The sequence below is a fragment of the Brevundimonas sp. AC546 genome (assembly GCF_979258305.1).
In genome coordinates this window covers 2,603,506-2,619,473 of sequence record NZ_OZ409849.1, presented here as the reverse complement: position 1 = coordinate 2,619,473, position 15,968 = coordinate 2,603,506, and the positions used below count along the sequence as shown (strand labels likewise).

General features: G+C 66.4%; 17 protein-coding genes. 5 read left to right on the top strand and 12 right to left on the bottom strand.

Features of this window, described 5'->3' with window-relative positions; all coding sequences use genetic code 11:
- Window positions 1-359: 359 nt before the first annotated feature.
- From ACZZZD_RS12890 to ACZZZD_RS12870, 5 genes are all read right to left on the bottom strand, one after another.
- Window positions 360-725: a hypothetical protein gene (locus tag ACZZZD_RS12890; protein ID WP_463435567.1), complete on the bottom strand. Its 366-nt coding sequence runs from the start codon at window positions 723-725 to the stop codon at window positions 360-362.
- A gap of 30 nt (window positions 726-755) precedes the next feature.
- Complete coding sequence (locus ACZZZD_RS12885; protein WP_463435566.1) at window positions 756-1,274, bottom strand: hemerythrin domain-containing protein; 519 nt, start codon at window positions 1,272-1,274, stop codon at window positions 756-758.
- Between the two features lie 77 nt (window positions 1,275-1,351).
- Window positions 1,352-1,648 (bottom strand): type II toxin-antitoxin system RelE/ParE family toxin, encoded by a 297-nt coding sequence (locus ACZZZD_RS12880; protein WP_463435565.1) that lies wholly within the window; start codon window positions 1,646-1,648, stop codon window positions 1,352-1,354.
- Entirely contained in the window at window positions 1,623-1,874 is a 252-nt protein-coding gene (locus tag ACZZZD_RS12875; protein ID WP_463435564.1) for a hypothetical protein, read from the bottom strand. The genes ACZZZD_RS12880 and ACZZZD_RS12875 overlap by 26 nt, the downstream gene beginning before the upstream one ends.
- Before the next feature lie 35 nt (window positions 1,875-1,909).
- The gene (locus tag ACZZZD_RS12870; protein WP_463435563.1) at window positions 1,910-2,683 is read right to left on the bottom strand and encodes a YebC/PmpR family DNA-binding transcriptional regulator; all 774 of its coding nucleotides are present in this window, start codon (window positions 2,681-2,683) and stop codon (window positions 1,910-1,912) included.
- A gap of 204 nt (window positions 2,684-2,887) precedes the next feature.
- On the opposite strand from ACZZZD_RS12870, the gene ACZZZD_RS12865 reads away from it, so the two are divergent.
- Window positions 2,888-3,088 (top strand): hypothetical protein, encoded by a 201-nt coding sequence (locus tag ACZZZD_RS12865; RefSeq protein ID WP_159846453.1) that lies wholly within the window; start codon window positions 2,888-2,890, stop codon window positions 3,086-3,088.
- 210 nt (window positions 3,089-3,298) lie between these two features.
- Window positions 3,299-4,330 (top strand): MerR family transcriptional regulator, encoded by a 1,032-nt coding sequence (locus ACZZZD_RS12860; RefSeq protein ID WP_463435562.1) that lies wholly within the window; start codon window positions 3,299-3,301, stop codon window positions 4,328-4,330.
- Between the two features lie 670 nt (window positions 4,331-5,000).
- Here ACZZZD_RS12860 and ACZZZD_RS12855 read toward each other — a convergent pair.
- Window positions 5,001-5,435, bottom strand: a complete 435-nt coding sequence (locus ACZZZD_RS12855) for an acyl-CoA thioesterase (RefSeq protein WP_463435560.1) — start codon at window positions 5,433-5,435, stop codon at window positions 5,001-5,003.
- Between the two features lie 136 nt (window positions 5,436-5,571).
- On the opposite strand from ACZZZD_RS12855, the gene ACZZZD_RS12850 reads away from it, so the two are divergent.
- Entirely contained in the window at window positions 5,572-6,702 is a 1,131-nt protein-coding gene (locus ACZZZD_RS12850; protein WP_463435559.1) for a zinc-dependent alcohol dehydrogenase family protein, read from the top strand.
- 15 nt (window positions 6,703-6,717) lie between these two features.
- Here the strand turns inward: ACZZZD_RS12850 and ACZZZD_RS12845 are convergent, their stop codons facing one another.
- The 5 genes from ACZZZD_RS12845 to cuyB all read right to left on the bottom strand — a co-directional run bounded on the left by ACZZZD_RS12845 (window position 6,718) and on the right by cuyB (window position 13,126).
- A complete protein-coding gene (locus tag ACZZZD_RS12845) occupies window positions 6,718-9,180 on the bottom strand; it encodes a S9 family peptidase (protein ID WP_463435558.1) in 2,463 nt (820 codons plus the stop codon).
- Window positions 9,181-9,276: 96 nt separating this feature from the next.
- The gene (locus tag ACZZZD_RS12840) at window positions 9,277-10,536 is read right to left on the bottom strand and encodes a hypothetical protein (RefSeq protein WP_463435556.1); all 1,260 of its coding nucleotides are present in this window, start codon (window positions 10,534-10,536) and stop codon (window positions 9,277-9,279) included.
- A 53-nt stretch (window positions 10,537-10,589) separates the two neighbouring features.
- Entirely contained in the window at window positions 10,590-11,435 is an 846-nt protein-coding gene (locus ACZZZD_RS12835) for a ribokinase (protein ID WP_463435555.1), read from the bottom strand.
- On the bottom strand, window positions 11,432-12,370 hold the full coding sequence (locus ACZZZD_RS12830) for a nucleoside hydrolase (RefSeq protein WP_463435553.1): 939 nt from the start codon (window positions 12,368-12,370) through the stop codon (window positions 11,432-11,434). Before ACZZZD_RS12830 ends, ACZZZD_RS12835 begins: the two co-directional genes overlap by 4 nt.
- 81 nt (window positions 12,371-12,451) lie before the next feature.
- A complete protein-coding gene (cuyB, locus tag ACZZZD_RS12825; protein WP_463435551.1) occupies window positions 12,452-13,126 on the bottom strand; it encodes a cysteate racemase in 675 nt (224 codons plus the stop codon).
- A 305-nt stretch (window positions 13,127-13,431) separates the two neighbouring features.
- Here cuyB and ACZZZD_RS12820 point away from each other — a divergent pair, with 305 nt between their 5' ends.
- Together ACZZZD_RS12820 and ACZZZD_RS12815 are read left to right on the top strand one after the other, a co-directional pair.
- Complete coding sequence (locus ACZZZD_RS12820; RefSeq protein ID WP_463435549.1) at window positions 13,432-14,445, top strand: hypothetical protein; 1,014 nt, start codon at window positions 13,432-13,434, stop codon at window positions 14,443-14,445.
- Window positions 14,446-14,691: 246 nt separating this feature from the next.
- Window positions 14,692-14,913: a hypothetical protein gene (locus tag ACZZZD_RS12815; protein WP_463435547.1), complete on the top strand. Its 222-nt coding sequence runs from the start codon at window positions 14,692-14,694 to the stop codon at window positions 14,911-14,913.
- 46 nt (window positions 14,914-14,959) lie between these two features.
- Here the strand turns inward: ACZZZD_RS12815 and cuyA are convergent, their stop codons facing one another.
- Window positions 14,960-15,958: a D-cysteate sulfo-lyase gene (gene cuyA, locus ACZZZD_RS12810; RefSeq protein ID WP_463435545.1), complete on the bottom strand. Its 999-nt coding sequence runs from the start codon at window positions 15,956-15,958 to the stop codon at window positions 14,960-14,962.
- Between the last annotated feature and the right edge of the window lie 10 nt (window positions 15,959-15,968).

Sequence of the window (15,968 nt, the reverse complement as noted above, 5' to 3'; positions counted from 1 at the left end):
CAACGGCGCGGCGACCGGGACGTTCCGTGACCGGACGATCAGAGAAACATACGACCCTACTTCGAGGGCGAGATACTCTGATTTTCGGCTAACTCGTCAACGTAGCCGAACTCTTTCAATTTGAATGAACCCATCGTCACGACAAAAAGGATAAATGAAAGCAGCAGCACCGCGACAACGATCAGCGTCCATTTGAAATAATTGCGTTTCAAACCTTTGCCTTCCATAACCACGCCTTTAAAAGTCAAGCTTGACTATCATCTTGCTTAAGCTTGCAACGCAACCGTCGTCGGACGGTCGGCCTTGCTTTTCGATGGAGGCGTGGGGTCCTTTTTGACCGGATTGACCCCAGCTCGCCCTCAGTGCTGCATCAGCAAAGGCCGCCGACGTCCGGTTTGAGGCGCAGGCGGCGGCGATACCGGCTCTGGCGGAGCCTGCTCCACGACGACCGTCTCGACATGGACAGGAACGGTCACAGGCGCCGACGGCGGCCGGGCGGCCGACGGCGCCTCGAACACAAGCCGTTCTGACGCGACCTCCTTCGGCCTTTCCACCAGCGCCGTCTGTACCCGAGAGACCAGCCAGGTCGCCACGGCGGCGACGCACAGCAGCACGAGGATCGCCCCGCCCCAGGCGCAGACCTTCACCCACGCCCATCTTGGCCCCTCCACCGGCGGACCGGCGGCGCCCGGCAGATCGGTCCTCGGATCGCGATCCTGCTGCATCTTCCGTCGCTCCCCGCTTAAGCCACAACCTCAGCCGTGCTTCTCGATATAGGTTTCGGGGTCCTTGTTCACCGGCTTGACCCCCGTGATGTGCTCGGCTTCGAAGGCGGCGAATTTGACCGCCAGATCGTGACGCATCGCGACATCCGCATTCATGCGAAAGTCGGTCAGCCCCTGCCGCTCCTCCTCGCCCATATGTTTGGAGTTGACCACGTTCGCATCGCCGACAGCGTCGAACCAGGCCTTGGTCCCGACCTCGTGCTGCTCTACCGCCTTGACCGCGTCGCGCAGCTTGTTGTGGTCCTCGATGGCGTCCTCGGTCTCGCCCTCGACCGTGCCGTTCTCGGCGTCGTTGGCGCCCTCGCCCTGTTTCAACAGCTCGGGATAGAAGAACCGCTCCTCGGCCTCGGCGTGCACGTCCAGAAACGCCGACAGCCTCAGCCACACGGCGCTCAGCGCATCCACGTCCTTGGGGTCGATCTGTTCGATGATCGCGAACAGCCGGCGCTGTTCGGCATGGTCGTCGAGGATCAGCTGGGTGATGTCCATGGGCGCTCCAGGCGTAACGGTGAAGCCTCGTTACGCCTTCGCCGCCGCCCGGTTCCGTGCGAACGACTCGCTGGTCGTCAGGCGAACGGGCGTCGGCTCATATGCCAAACCCGCACCACGACTACCGCACGGTCCTCAAGGCGATAGATCAGCCTGAAGGATGTGGAAGCGACCACCAGTTCGCGTCGCCCTCCCGTGCGGGCACGTCCCTTGTGAGGCAGATCCACCAAGCTCTCGGCTGCCGCGATGATGCGGTCTTCAACCGCGATGGCCGCTGCGATACTGTCTCGGGCGATATAGGCGACGCCGTCTTCGACGTCCTGCAACGCCTCCGGGGCCCAATCAGCTTCAAGCGAGGTCTTTCCATCGCTCACGCCGGGCTAGCAGTCGCGCCACCACCTCTTCATGCGGAATGCCCTTGCCGGCGGCCAACGAAGCTTCGCCCTCCGCAATGGCGGCCTCCAGCGCCGCCTCTTCGCGCGCGATCCGCTCGGCGGCCTCGACCAGCAGGTCACCCGACTGGCGACCCTCCGCCAGAGCGAGAGCATCCAGCCTGGCCTTGACGGCCTCATCCAGGGCGATGGTCACGTGCACGGTCATGCGCGGATCGTATCACAGCCCCCGCCCAGCGGAAATCAGCCCGCGTATTTCGCCGCGTCCTCGTCGGAGATGTCCTCATTGGAATAGACCGACGACACGTCATCCTCGGCGTCCAGCGCGTCCAGCAGTTTGAACAGCGTCCCGACTGCGTCGCCGGTCACCGGCACGTCTGACTGCGGCTTCCAGACGATGGCGGTGGATTTGGGGTCGCCCAGCACCTTGGACATGGCCTCGGCGACCTCGTTCAGATCCTCAAAGGCGGTCCAGATCGTGTGGCCCGGCGCGTCCTCATAGATGTCAGGCTTGACCAGATCGCTCTCGACGTCCTGAGCGCCGGCCTCGATGGCGGCTTCCATGACTTCGTCCTCGGTGCCGGCCTCGGCCTTGTAGATGATCTGGCCGACCTTATCCCACATGAAGGCGACCGAGTTCATCTCGCTCAGCGCGCCGCCGTTCTTCTTGAACGCCGCGCCGATGTTGGACGCCGCGCGGTTGCGGTTGTCGGTCAACGCTTCGACGATGATGCCCACGCCGCCCGGACCCCGGCCCTCGTAGCGGACCTCTTCCATCGTATCGACGTCGCCGCCGGCGGCCTTGTTGATAGCCCGCTGGATCACGTCCTTTGGCAGGCTTTCGGCCTTGGCGTTGTTGACCGCCAGACGCAGGCGCGGGTTCAGCGCCGGATCGGGCATGCCGTTCTTGGCCGCCACGGTGATGTCGCGCGACAGTTTGGAGAACAGCTTGGAGCGCTGCGCATCGGCGCGCCCCTTGCGGTGCATGATGTTCTTGAATTTCGAGTGGCCGGCCATGGGATCGTCTTCGTGCGTTCTGGAACCTGAGCGGGCGGTCATAAAGCCTGATCCGCAGAAGTGGAAGCGCCGCGCGCTTCAACGCGGCGGTGAATCAGGCTTCAAGGTTCAGCCGATGAGCGGCATCCTGTCACGATGGGTGACAGGGGTGGAACCTCGACCGTTTGCGCGTATTGATCCCCCGCAGACAGACGGAGCGCAGCCATGACCGCAGACGACACCATCTACGAGGCCGAAGGCTTCATGGACGAAGACCTGCACGAGGCCGACATCGTGGAATGGTACGAGGCTCGCCCTGTCACCGTCCCCGCCGCCGTCGCCGCCGGCTCCATCATCGCCGCCTTCACCCTGGGCGCCCTGACCGCCGTCGGTGCGCTGTTCCTCATCGGCCGCCTGGACGACTGAGTTCACGCCGCGAAAGCGGGGCCAGCCTTTGGGCGCCATCAGAATGCCAGTTGGGTCGCAATCACGCACGACCTGGCCGGACGCCATACGTTTCAGGCAGATTTCACGAATGTCCGCAAAGGGTGTCGCTAGGGGACATCCCTTTTTCTGTTGACCTGTCCCTTGGGGCCGCCTCCATAGGTTTGTGGACAAGCAACAGCGAGGTGAATCGTGCGCTCTTCCATAGGTTTTCTAAGCCCCTCCGAAGCCGCCAACGATCTTGGCGTTTCCGTCAAGACGCTCAGGATTTACGAAGATCGGGGTCTGGTGCTACCCACGCGGACGGCTGCCGGTTGGCGCACCTACGGACCTGAGGACATGGCGCTGGCTGCCGAAATCATCGGCCTCCGGTCGTTGGGTTTCAGCCTGGCTCAGGTCGAAGGCGTCTTGAGCGGAGTGTCGGATGGCCTGGAAGCCGCCCTAGCCGCGCATCAGGCAAAGGTTGAAGGCGAACTACACCAGATCGGCGCTCGGCTGGAGCGAATAAGAGCGCTGCGGCGCTCGCTCGCGTCGGGCCAGACCCTGGTCCGCAAAGACCTCACGGACCTGAGCCCTGACCGTCCGGTCGTACGCTTTGAGCTGCCTTGGCCCTGGGGTGGCGAGACGTTTGAACTCAGCGACGTGCGGGCGATCAACTACATCGTCGGACCGCTCGGAAGCGGGAAAACACAGCTGGCCCTGCTGATCGCCAACCACCTGACGGACACCGAGTTTCTGGGACTGGACCGGCTGGACCGGATCGCCGAAATCCGGGATCAGCTGGCGCACGATGCAGTGGCCCGGTCGAACATCGACGCCGCCTTGGCCTGGTTGGTCGACGATGGTGCTTTCGTGTCGGACGCGCTGTTTGCGCTTGTCGGGAGCCTCTATCTGAAGCGAACGCAGACGCTTGTCATTGACCTGATCGAGCAAGGCCTCGACGAGTCCACGCAGTATGCGCTCATCGCCCATCTTCGCGCGAGACCACGAGAAGGCCGCCCGCTCTTCATCCTGACCCGCTCGTCCGCTATTCTCGACTTGACTGCGCTGGGGCCTGACGAGACCTTCACCCTCTGTCCCGCGAACCATAGCCCGCCCTTCAGGGTGGGGCGGCTGCCGGGCGCACGCGGTTATGAAGCCGTGGAAACCTGTCTGGGGTCGCCACAGGTCAGAGCGCGAACCGAAGGCATGATCGCCCACATGCCGACCAGAGCGGCGAGCTGACCGGTTAATCAGATGCCCGCCACGGGTCGGTTTCGGTCGTGGGCTTTTGCACCGAAAGCAGACGTTGGCCTTCAGATCGGAAAGCGGTCGCCGCTGTCGCCCCTAGGGGCGGTAAACCGAAGTTGGCTCAAAGTGGTTGGCCGACCTCGGCTCAATAGCAGATCGCCGGTCCTAACCGCTGTACCGCAATCGTTCTGTCCACCATCACCTCAGATCGCCAAAGTCCCATGTGGCCCGCTCCAAAGGGACGGAGCGTTCTGTGACCGACCAAAGTGATCCGGATCGGCTGTACGGGGTAACAGCCCCGGCCCTCATCGTATCCCAGACCTTCGAGCAACTGGTGTAACCGAGGTTCAGGGCGCGAATACTCCAACCAGTCGGTTTCTTGATACGACGGGCGTTGAGCCGGAGCCTCGGTTGCGCCTTCTACAAAGCTGGACCCTTCGAATTCATACAGCCAAACGCCGGAAAACTGGCGAGAAGAACTGGGGACGCCGACCGTCGAACACGACGAAAGCGCCAGGCCCAACGTGATCAGGCTGATCCATCTGACGGTCATGGCTGAGACGACCATTCATTCCGACCTTGCGTAGAGAGCGGGGTGACTGTTCGCAACAGATCGAGAGCAGAAGCTGAAACCCGCCCCAACACCCTGCCTGATGACCGCCCCTCACCCCGCCCGCAGGTTCTCCACCACCGCCCTAAGTTTCGCCGGCAACGGCTTGGGTCGGCGGGTTTCGGCGTCGACATAGACGTGGACGAAATGGCCGATGGCGGCGGGGACATCGACGCTGCGCTTGAACACGGCGAAGCCGTAACTGACGCTGGAGGTGCCGACCTTGTCGACCTTGATCCCGACCTCGATCACGTCGGGGAATTTCAGCGACGAGGTGTAGCGGCAGCCCGAATCCACCACCAGGCCGATGGACTCATCCAGCGCATTGGCGATCAGCAGGTGGGCGTTCACCGCCGAGTCGACGAACTCGTAGAATTTGGCGTTGTTGATGTGCCCGTACTGGTCGTTGTCGGCCCAGCGCGTCGAGACCATGTGGAAGGCCTTGTAGGTGGCGCGTTGAGCCAGGGCGCCCTCGTCTCTTTTCGGCATCGTCGTCTCCCTCGGCGACGCGAACCGTCGCTCTCGATGACGACGCTCTAGCTTGGACGACGTTGCGTCAAGCGCCTATCGAAGGACCAGCGATCACGAACGCGCTGGCCGACAGCGCCCCAGAGGGCCTAACGATATGAGCCTCCAAACCCGCGCCGCCGTCCTGTCCCGCACGGGCGCCGTCCACCCTTACGCCGACAGCCGCCCCTTGTCGGTCGAGACCGTGACGCTGGACCCGCCCGGCCCCGGCGAGGTCCTGGTCGCGATCAAGGCCGCCGGCCTGTGCCACTCGGACCTCAGCGTCATCAACGGCGACCGCCCCCGCCCCCTGCCCATGGCCCTGGGCCACGAGGCGGCCGGCGTGGTCGAGGCCCTGGGAGACGGCGTCACGGACCTGGCCATCGGCGATCACGTCGTCATGGTCTTCATGCCGTCGTGCGGCCATTGCGACCCGTGCGCCGGCGGCCGTCCGGCCCTGTGCGAGCCCGGCGCCGCCGCCAACGGCCGGGGCGAGCTTCTGTCCGGCGCCCGCCGCCTCTTCCGCGAGGGCGAGCCGGTCAACCACCACCTCGGCTGCTCCGCCTTCGCCGAACGCGCCGTCGTCTCGCGTCGCTCACTGGTGAGGATCGACCCGGACCTGTCGTTCGAGGAGGCGGCCCTGTTCGGCTGCGCCGTCCTGACCGGCGTCGGCGCCGTGGTGAACACAGCCCAGGTAAAGGCGGGCCAGAGCGTCGTCGTCATCGGCCTGGGCGGCGTCGGCCTGGCCAGCGTCCTGGGCGCCCTGGCCAGCGGCGCCTCCCCCGTGATCGCCGTCGATCTGTCGCAGGACAAGCTGGCCCTGGCCCGCACCCTCGGCCCCGTCCAGACCGTCGACGGCGCCGCCCCCGATGCGGTCGATCAGGTCCGCGCCCTGACCAACGGCGGCGCCGACTTCGCCTTCGAAATGGCCGGCTCGGTCCGCGCCCTCGACAACGCCTGGAAGATGACCAAACGCGGCGGAACCACCGTCACCGCCGGCCTCCCGCCCGCCGACGCGGCCCTGGCCGTCAACGTCGTCTCCCTGGTCGGCGAGGAGCGCACGCTGAAGGGCTCCTACATCGGCGCCTGCGTCCCCAGCCGCGATATCCCCCGCCACGTCGCCCTGTATCGCCAGGGCCGCCTGCCGGTGGACCGCCTGATGAGCGGCGTCATCTCTCTCGACGACATCAACGCCGGCTTCGACCGCCTGCACGCCGGCGAGGTGGTCCGGCTGATCGTCAGGCCCTGACCACCAGCCCCAACCTCACTCCGCCGGTTTCGGCGGCGCGTTCTTCACATACTGGTCCAGCCAGCGGGTCATCTCCCACAGGGTGTGGCCCACTGATTCCCGCGCGCGATAGCCGTGCGCCTCCAGCGGCAGGGTGACGTAACGCGCTGTCGCCCCCAGCCCCTTCAGCGCTGCATAGAACCGCTCGGACTGCACCGGGAAGGTGCCCGAGTTGTCGTCCGCCTCGCCGTGGATCAGCAGGATCGGCTCGTTCAGCTTGTCGGCATAGGTGAAGGGCGACATCTCGGTATAGACCTCGGTCGCCTCCCAATAGTTGCGCTGCTCGGCCTGGAAGCCGAACGGCGTCAGCGTGCGGTTATAGGCCCCCGACCGCGCGATCCCGGTCCGGAACAGGTCACTGTGCGCCAGCAGGTTGGCGGTCATGAAGGCGCCGTAGCTGTGGCCCCCGACCGCGATCCGGTCGCGATCCGCCACCCCCATCGCCACCACCGCATCGACGGCGGCTTTCGCGTCGGCGACCAGTTGCTCGATATAGGTGTCGTTCGGCTCGGCCCCGTCCTTGCCGATGATCGGCATGGAGGGGTTGTCGAAGATCGCATAGCCTTGCGTCAGCAGGAACAGGTGGCTGGACCCGCCCGGCCGCACGAAGCGGTTCTGCACGTCCACCGTCTGGCCCGCCACCGCCGCATCGGTGAACTCGGCCGGATAGGCCCACATCAGCATCGGCAGCGGCCCGTCGCGATCCTTGTCGTAACCGGCCGGCAGATACAGGGTCCCCGACAGCTTGACCCCGTCGGCCCGATCATAGGTCACCAGCTGACGCGTCGCCTCGGCCAGCTGCGGCGCCGGATCGGGGAAGTTGGTCAGCGGCGTCGTCTGGCCCGTCGTCAGGTCGCGGATCTGCAGGTTGGGCGGATCCAGCCGCGTCTCGCGCTGCGTCACCACCCGCTTGCCGTCTGCATCCAGGAAGCCGACCACCGCCTCGTAATCCGTATTCGCCGAGGTCCACAGGCGCTGGCTCTCGCCTGTCGCCGGGTCCATGGCGGCCAGGAACGGGAACTCGCCCTGCGGCGTCGCCCCGGCGCCCGACATCAGGATGCGCCCCTGGGGATCGAACCGGATCACCGACCGCCCCGCCGCATTCGGCTGGGTCACCGGCTGGCCTGGATTGTCGTAGCGGGCCTGATAGTTCCGTTCCAGCAGCACCCGGCCCTCGCCAGGGTTTGACGGATCGACCACGAACCGCGTCTCGTGCCGAGTGTTGAACCAGCGGCTGTTGACGATGGCCAAGTCATCACGGCCCCACACGATCCCGCCGAACCGCTCCTTCAGGTCGATCAGCTTGACCGGCTCGCCCGTGAACGGCGCCGCCTGCATGAAGACCCGATCCCTGAACTCGGCCTCGCGCTTGATGTCCCCGCCGTCCAGCGCCTCGACCCAGGTCAGGGTCGCCGGCGCATCGGCCCGCCACCCCACCGAACGCGGTCCCGGCGCCACGGCGTCGAAGGCCGTCGGCACGTCGTCCCTCAAAGGCAGGTCGGCGATGGTCCGCACCACCCGCCCGGCCATATCCGTCACCACGATCTCGGTCGGGAACAGGTCGTCCGGCACCACATAGGAGTAGGGCCGCTTGGCGATCTCATGCAGGATGTACTGGCCATCCGGCGACACGGCGCTGTCCAGATAGACCGCCGGCTCCCCGATCGTCCGTGCACGGCCGTTCAGCGGAACCAGGGTCAGCTGCGACGTGAAATAATGGTCGAACAGGGCCTCGTCGCCGGGGTTCGACAGCAGGTCCTGATAGGTCCGCACCGGCGCCACCCGCCCGGCCGTCTCCTCGATGTTCGGCCCCGTCGGCGCCGCCGTCACGTCGGGCGCTGCGCCCCGCCCAGCCGGAACCGCCTCAACCAGCAGGCCCGAACTGTCGGGCAGCCACTCATACCCCGACCCGCCCGTCGTATTGACCACCGGCTCGGTCAGCTTGCGCGCCCGCGCCGACGCCACGTCCACGACCCACAGCTCCAGACCCGTCGGCCGATCCAGCACGAAAGCCAGCGACTTCGCATCGGGCGAGAACCGCGCCGCCGTGAACCGCGCGCCGCTCGGCAGGGCCACCGCGCGCGCCTGCCCGCCATCCACTGCCTGCAACGTCAACCCGGTCAGCCACGACACGCGGCTTTCCGCCAGGCCGTTGTTCCTCGGATTGATCCGCGCCCCCGCCAGCCGCAGCATCGGCTCGGCCAGCGCCTTGATGCTGGGCAGATTCGACCGATCCATCAGCACCAGGGTCCGCCGATCCGGGCTCAACATCGACGACGGCGTCGGCTTGGCGTCCAGGATGTCCGCGATCGGCGCCGGCGGCTGCTGATAGACCGAAACCGCCGGGGCCGCCGTCGTCTGAGCGAAAGCCCCGCCCGCCGCCGAAGCCATCAACACAGTCGCCAGCGCAAGACCGGCTCCACGCACACGCATCATCATTGTCCGAACCCCACAAAACTCAGGCGGGCAACTAAGGGCGCCGCGACGCAGGCGGCAAGACCTAACGACGTTACAGTGTCACATTGCCGCCAGGGCTCAGACCGTCACCATCCCGAACGCCGGCTCGATGCCCCGCGTCGTCTCCAGGCGCAGGAAATAGGGCCCCGGCCGAAGCAGCAGCGTCGCCTGCGTCTGTTCCGGCTCCAGCAGCAGGTGATCGGCTGGAATCACGGCGCCCTCGTCGAGGTGCATGGCCTGCAACAGGGCTGGTCCCTCGAACGCCGGAACCGCCACCTCGACCGGCTTGCGCGCGGGATCGGCCGCCAGCCACCCCGGCCGGCCGGCGACATTGGGCAGACGCGGATGAAAGACGCTCAAATCGACCTTGCCGTCGAAGAAACGACCGGTGAAGGCGCGCCTGTCCCGGGACACCGTGATCGGTCGTGTCGGCGTGAACCGCTTCAACACGGCGGCGACCTCCGCAGCATCCGCTTCGGGACGGGTCGCCGGCCAATTGCTCGACTGTTCGATAGTCAGGGGGTCGATCCCGGTCGCCGCCTTAAGTCGCCCCGCGAACCACAGTCCGCCCACCCCCTCGACCTCCGTGGCGTGACTGTACCCGCACAGGACGAAAATCCGTGCGTCGGGACGCGGCTTCAGCACATTCTCGATCAGATTGGTCGCCTGAGCCGCTTCCCGCGCGGCCGATCGGTCGTCCATGCTGGCGTCGTCGGGCAGCCTCTGGTCCGGCCGCTGCTCATAGTCGGCGAAGACATAGCCCAATGCGGCCGCCTCGCGCACCATCTCGGCATAGACCGGATCGGCGATGTAATAGCCCAGGCCGCGATGGAAGGGCGCGCCAGCGCGGTAATCGCGCATTCTGGCGCCCGGCTCCGGCGTCGCCATGGCGAAGGTTTCGGCGGCAAAGGTGTCAAACCCCAGCGGCCTCAGCGCGCGCATCACCCGCGCCGCAAAGCCGCGATGGCCCGAGACGTTGTGCGCCTCATTCAGGATCACGATCTGCTTGTCGACGGCCGCCCCGACGATGGCCTCCAGCGCATCCTCGGCTTGGGCGCCGGTCAGGTCGGGCAGCGGCGTATCGGCGCGCCGCACCCGTTCGTCCGTCCCGATCGCGGTCTCTTCGTCCCCGACGAAGGCGGCGAACCAGGGCAGATAAACCCGCGCCGTCTCGTCCCCGGCCTGCGCCTGTGCTTTCAGCTCAAGATAGAGTGGCAGATAACGGCCCTCGGCCTGATAACGGTCGCCCGCCGTCAGCGCCTCCTGCGCCCGCGCGTCCGACGCCGCCAAGGCGGCCGTCGCCAGAGCCGACAGGCCTAGGCCTCTTCGCGTCAACATATCCTGCTCCACGCAACCCAGAAGCGAGAACCGACGCTGTTAAGGCGACGCTGTCAACCGGCCAGCAGCGCCTCGACCTCATCGCGCTCCGGCGCCGACGGCTGAGCCCCCGCCCGCGTCGCCGCCAACGCCCCGGCCGCACAGGCGAACTTCAGCGCCTGCGCCGGGTCCATGCCTTCCAGCAACGCAACCACGATGGCCGCCACGAAGGCGTCGCCGGCGCCGGTCGCATCGACCGCCTCGACTACGGGCGGGGTCGCCCAGGCCATTTCAACGCCGCGCTGGTACATGGCCGCGCCCCTGGCGCCCTTGGTCACCACCACCCGGCCGCCGCCCCGGTGCAGACCGTCGCCATAGAAGGCGGCCTCGGTCTCGTTGACCACGATCAGGTCGCAGCGGCGCAGCAGGGCCTCCGACACCGGCGAGGCGGGCGCCAGGTTGGCGCAGACGAAGCCCGTCGCCCGGCCGACCGCCGCCTCCACCGTCTCGATCGGCAGCTCCAGTTGAACGATCAGCGCGCCCTCAATCCGCTGCGGCAGCTGCTCGGGCGTCACGAAATGATTGGCCCCTGCCGCCACCACGATCTGGTTCTCGCCGTGGGGATCGACGGCGATCAGGGCCACGCCCGTCGGCGCCGCCACATCGACCTCCACCCCCGACAGATCGACGCCCATGTTCGCCATCAGGGCCAGGGCCTCGCCCGACATGGCGTCGTCGCCGACCCGCCCGATCAGACACACCTCGGCCCCCAGCTTCTCCGCCGCCAGCGCCTGGTTGGCGCCCTTGCCGCCGGGATGCCGCGCCAGGGTCGCCCCCGTCACCGTCTCGCCCGGCGCCGGCAACTGGGGCGCGGTCGCCACCAGGTCCAGGTTGATCGAGCCGACGACGGTGATCCTCATGCTGCAGCCCTCAAGGTCTCCACGATCAGGTCGAACACCCCCTGCCCATTCGCGGACACCGCCCAGCGATGCCGCGCCGTCGCCGGATCGACCCGGAACTCCACCGCCGTGTGACCGCGCGTCAGCTCCGACGCCGTCTCGACGTCGATTCGGCACGCCCGCGTCTCGAACAGGTCGGGCCGCAGCAGCCAGGCGATGGTGCAGGGATCGTGCAGTGGTGCAGAATCCCAGCCCACCACCTCGCGCTCGACCCGCTGCGAGAACCTCAGCATCGACGCCGTCGTCCGCGCCGCCTCGCTTTCGATGGCCTCGATGGCGACGATCCGGTCTTCGGTCGCGCGCACCTGATGGGTCGCGTCCAGGCCCAGGGCGATCACCTCGCACCCCGATCCGAACACCACCGCCGCCGCATCCGGGTCGGCCCAGATGTTGAACTCGGCCGACGGCGTGATGTTGCCCCCCTCCGACCGCGCGCCGCCCATGATCACGACCGGCCCCAGCCAGTCGGCCAGCCGCCGCTCGCGCCGCATCGCCAGCGCCAGATTGGTCATCGGCCCCATGACGGCGACCGCCACCGAACCCTGAGGCCGGCTCATGACCAGGTCGACGATGGCCGCCGCCGCCGGCCCGTCCGACACGATGCCGGTTGGCGCGAACGGCTCCAGATCGCCTAGACCCTCAAGCCCATGAAACTCGCCCGCCCCCGCCGGCGGCCGTTTCAGCGGCCGTTCCGCCCCGATGAACACCGGCACATCCTCGCGCCCTGCGATCTGGCGCACGATCCGCGCATTGCGCTGGGTTTTCGCGCCCGGGACATTGCCCCCGACCGTCGTAACCGCCAGCAGATTCAACTCCGGCGCCGCAAAGGCCAGAAACAGCGCCACGGCGTCATCCACGCCGGGGTCGCAATCGATGATAAGGGACTGAATAGACACCCGCTTCGTTTGACGCCCCAAACGCCGGGTAGCAAGCCCCGTTCGGCTTTCGTCAACACCCCCGACGGATGAGATCGAAGGTCAGAGACACGCCCCGACGCACGCCCGCGCCAGCACCTCGGCCGAGTCCGTCAGCATCACCGGCGCATCCTCCGCCCGCAGCAGCAGCGGAACCTCCGTACACCCCGCAATCAGCGCCTCCGCACCCGCGTCCGCCAACCCCTGCGCCAGCCCCCGCATCCCCGCTCGCGCCGCCTCGGCCACATCCCCGCGCTTGACCCCATAGACCAGCGCCATGAAGGCCTCGCGATCCGCCCCCGTCAGCAGCACGGCCTCCACCCCGCGCGCCGCCAGCGCGTCCTCGTACAGCCGCTCCCCGCCCGGCGTCGCCAGCACCCCGATCCGCCGCGCGCCACCCGCGACCGCCGCATCCGCCGTCGCCGCGATCATGTCGATGAAGCTCAACCCCTCCACCTCGCACACCGAACGGATTGCACCCGCCTGGGCATGGGCGGTGTTGCACGGCATGGCCATCACCTGCGCCCCCGCCGCCGCCAACCGCGCCGCCATCTGACCCAGCACCGCCTCCGCCTCGCCCGGCCGCGTGTTCCGATCCGGCACCTGCGGGTTCAGGTCCATCAAAACCCTTATGTGATCCGCATCCCCCTGCGCCGGCGTCAACGCCTGCACCCGCTCCAGAAACGCCACCGTCGCCGCCGGCCCCATGCCCCCGATGACGCCCAGGATTTTGGTCATGTCGCTATTCCAGATGAAGCTTCGGCGTTTCTATGCAGCAAGAATACATCTCGCTTGGACAAAGCTTGCGCTTAGCCGACAGTCTCAAAATCCGCTAAGGGTGGAAAGCCGACCGTCGGCCGTGGGTAGAAAACGGCTCGTCATTGAGGCAAATGCGCAGTTGCTTGTAGGTGGTTGCATCGCAGACAGGGATGCCATGGGGACACGACGTGGGCCTCGCGAAGTTGAGACGCCGGCGGCGGACGATTGGGCACGACAAGGCCTCGGACGGTGCATAGGTAGTCGCCTCAATTTAGGATGCAGTGTTGACCATGCAGCGGATCAGGCAAGCCACCATCAAATTGGGTCGTGGCCGATGGGCTTTGAAGGACGTCTTCGGTCGGCACTTCCGGTATGGGAAAATCGCACTGATGCTCTGCTCTGGCGCTTGGGCGACGGCGCACGCCGAGCCTCAGGATCGACCCCTGACCTCCCTCGAGCGGGGTACGGAGGTTCGTCTTGGCTCCCAAACCGTGACGATGCCAATCGTCAGGGTTGGCGAGTTTCCTTTCATCGAAGGATCGATCGCTGGCGTCAACGGCAAGCTGATGCTGGACACCGGCGCTCAAGACGCGCTGGTAGTCAATAATCATCGTGTACCGACGCAGGGCGCTCAGACGGTTGGGACTGGGTTCTTCGGGAGCGGACAGACGTTCGACGTCCAGCTCGTGCCGGAGCTCCGCGACGTTCGAATTGCAAACCTGATCTATCCGGAGGTCACCAACGTCCGTGCCCAGGACGCCCGCCTCCTTGAAGGCATCACGCCCGACTTCATCGGCTGGCTTGGCTTCAATGCCTTCGGGGACCATCCACTTGAACTCGACTATAAAAACCTTCAAGCGACCTTCCACGGTGCGGACAGTTTCGATTACCTGGCGGGTGAGCGCATCGTCGCAGAGCTGTCGTTCGAGACCCGCCGGCTGCCCAATCATCCCATCATGACGGGACGGGTCGGCGACTTGCCCGTCGTTGTGTCCTGGGATACGGGCCAACAGGGCGGGTTAGTGACCACTGTGGCGCTCAAGGCCCGGCTGCTGGAAGACGGACGGTTGACGCCCTCTCAAGGGGATCCGGACACCTTCGATCTCCACGGGCTGCACCTCAACGGGCAAGCCATGCCCGTTTTGCCCGGAATAGACGTCGAAACTGAACCATCTCGTGCCGACGCAGCGCTCGGGATCACCGAGCCCGATACCCTGACGATAGGATACGCGCTTCTTCAACAGTTCAAGACCATCTGGGACTTCCGGCAGCGCCGCATTTATCTGCTTGAGTACTGAAGCGCATGTCGGTGCCGGCAACCCCAACTCAACGTGGCTCGTTTGGAATGAACTGTGCAGAGCGAATTATGTCCGCAATGGGTCGACTGGAGTCCAAGGTTTCGGCGTCGGAATCAGACGTTGGCGGTCAGGCCAGAAAGCGAACACTCTCGGCTTCAGTTAGGGTCGGTTAGCGGGTTTTCAACGCCATGCTCCGCACTAGGGTCTGGTGACCACTTCCATGCGCGATGCCGACGAGGATAAATCTTGTTTCAATTCGTCCTGATGGCATCTCTCGAGATCGTCGGCCACCTCACCCAGACTGCGGTTGATCGGCGTTTTTCTGCCATCAAAGGGCTGCCTTCCTGGTTGCGGGCGCCAGCCATCACTCTGGTCATTGCGATTTGGGTCACGGCAGTGTTTGGGGCAGGTTTGCTACTGGCGGCTGTGGTGATGACCTTCGTCAGAATTCTGAAGGCGGTGTTCTGACGTTGTAACCAAGTCGCCTCGCGCGCATCCACCCCGCTCGCCGCCCCTACAGCGCCCCCTCGATCTCGCTCTGATAGCCGAACAACCCCTGCGCCCCGCCGGTGTGCAGGAAGACCACCGTCTCGCCGCGGAACTGGCCGGCCCGCGCCAGGGCGATCAGCCCCTTCATCGCCTTGCCGGAATAGACGGGGTCCAGCACGATCCCGTCCAGACGCGCGGCCAGGGTCAGGGCGTCGATCACCCCCTGGTCGATCAGGCCGTAGCCCTCGCCCACATAGTCGCAGTCGGCGACCACCTGATCCCGCTTCACCCGCCCCGGCTGGCCCAGCAGGGCAGCCGTCTCCTCGGCCAGTTTGAAGACGTTCGCCTCCTGCTTTTCCTTCGGCGCCCGCACCCCGATGCCCAGCACCGGAATGTCCGCCCCCATGACCGCCAGCCCGGCGACCAGGCCTGCGTGCGTGCCCGCGCTGCCCGTCGCCGTCACGATCCGGTGGACCTCCAGGTCCATCTCGTCGGCCTGGACCACGATCTCGCGCGCGCAGTCGACATAGCCCAGCGCCCCAATGGGGTTCGAACCGCCGCCGGGGATCACATAGGGTTTGCCGCCCCGCGCCCGCACCTCGGCCGCCGTCGTCTCCAGCTCTGCGACCATGTCCGTCCCGCCCGGCACGGTGCGCAAGGTCGCCCCGAACAGCCGGTCCAGCAGCACATTGCCATTGCCGACATAGTCGCTGGCCTTCGACCCCGTCCGCTCTTCCAGAATGATCTCGCAGGCCAAGCCGTGCGCGGCCGCCGCCGCTGCGGTTTGCCGCACATGGTTCGACTGCACCGCCCCTTGCGTCACCAGCGTATCGGCGTCCTGCTCGAACGCCGCGCCCAGCAGAAACTCCAGCTTGCGCGTCTTGTTGCCGCCGCCCGCCAGGCCGGTGCAGTCGTCGCGCTTGATCCACAGATCCACGCCCAGCTCTTCCGACAACCGGGGCAACGGCTCCAGCGGCGTCGGCAGATGGGCCAGGCGGATGCGGGCGAAACGGGCGAGATGCATGGGGTCGGTT

What these genes read in the sequence shown, in the direction of transcription:
- ACZZZD_RS12890 (WP_463435567.1), bottom strand. Translation starts at nt 725, where the DNA reads ATGCAGCAGGATCGCGATCCGAGGACCGATCTGCCGGGCGCCGCCGGT.
- ACZZZD_RS12870 (WP_463435563.1), bottom strand. Translation starts at nt 2,683, where the DNA reads ATGGCCGGCCACTCGAAATTCAAGAACATCATGCACCGCAAGGGGCGC.
- ACZZZD_RS12850 (WP_463435559.1), top strand. Translation starts at nt 5,572, where the DNA reads ATGAGCCTCCAAACCCGCGCCGCCGTCCTGTCCCGCACGGGCGCCGTC.
- ACZZZD_RS12855 (WP_463435560.1), bottom strand. Translation starts at nt 5,435, where the DNA reads ATGCCGAAAAGAGACGAGGGCGCCCTGGCTCAACGCGCCACCTACAAG.
- ACZZZD_RS12840 (WP_463435556.1), bottom strand. Translation starts at nt 10,536, where the DNA reads ATGTTGACGCGAAGAGGCCTAGGCCTGTCGGCTCTGGCGACGGCCGCC.
- ACZZZD_RS12875 (WP_463435564.1), bottom strand. Translation starts at nt 1,874, where the DNA reads ATGACCGTGCACGTGACCATCGCCCTGGATGAGGCCGTCAAGGCCAGG.
- ACZZZD_RS12845 (WP_463435558.1), bottom strand. Translation starts at nt 9,180, where the DNA reads ATGATGATGCGTGTGCGTGGAGCCGGTCTTGCGCTGGCGACTGTGTTG.
- cuyB (WP_463435551.1), bottom strand. Translation starts at nt 13,126, where the DNA reads ATGACCAAAATCCTGGGCGTCATCGGGGGCATGGGGCCGGCGGCGACG.
- ACZZZD_RS12835 (WP_463435555.1), bottom strand. Translation starts at nt 11,435, where the DNA reads ATGAGGATCACCGTCGTCGGCTCGATCAACCTGGACCTGGTGGCGACC.
- ACZZZD_RS12885 (WP_463435566.1), bottom strand. Translation starts at nt 1,274, where the DNA reads ATGGACATCACCCAGCTGATCCTCGACGACCATGCCGAACAGCGCCGG.
- cuyA (WP_463435545.1), bottom strand. Translation starts at nt 15,958, where the DNA reads ATGCATCTCGCCCGTTTCGCCCGCATCCGCCTGGCCCATCTGCCGACG.
- ACZZZD_RS12865 (WP_159846453.1), top strand. Translation starts at nt 2,888, where the DNA reads ATGACCGCAGACGACACCATCTACGAGGCCGAAGGCTTCATGGACGAA.